This window comes from Saccharopolyspora elongata, assembly GCF_004348985.1.
In the GTDB taxonomy this organism is placed as follows: Bacteria; Actinomycetota; Actinomycetes; order Mycobacteriales; family Pseudonocardiaceae; genus Saccharopolyspora; species Saccharopolyspora elongata.
This window is the reverse complement of record NZ_SMKW01000260.1, coordinates 1-479: the sequence shown is the minus strand read 5'-3', so window position 1 is coordinate 479 and position 479 is coordinate 1. Positions and strand designations below refer to the sequence as shown.

The 479-nt window shown below is 63.7% G+C and carries 1 pseudogene; it reads right to left on the bottom strand.

The window, feature by feature from the left end:
• Nucleotides 1-362: 362 nt before the first annotated feature.
• Nucleotides 363-479 (bottom strand): annotated as a pseudogene (locus tag E1288_RS46605) (IS5/IS1182 family transposase); the annotation flags it as partial.

Genomic DNA, 479 nt, shown 5'->3' with positions numbered 1-479 from the left:
GCGATCTCGCTGCCGCCCTTCCCCATGTGCCAGGCTTTCCCCGGCTCGGAGTACTACGGCGGCTCCGCCCCTCCCACGGCCTGATCGGCAGACGGTGTGCCCAACCCAGTCAGTCCACTTTGGACACATGGGCGAAGGGCAAGACCGAGGAGGTTCCCGTGTTCACTGATTGATCGCTCGTCGAAGTAGGCACCCGGCTATACCCCCGCGGTATCACCACGGCTACCCCGCAGCACTTCACCGTGGCCTCCCGAGTGGCCTGGCATCCACCACCCGGAAGTTTCCCGCCCTGGAACAAAGGCCAGCACGCACCGCAACCAGCCCAGATCCGCCAGATTCGAGCTGATGTCACCTTAGGGTTCCTAACAAAGGGTCTTGATGTGTCGGTAGCAGATGATGCAGGTGGCCAGGCCGAGGAACGCTTCGTGGATGTCGTCGCGGCGTTCCCAGCGGATGCGGAGGCGTCGCATGCCGTGGTA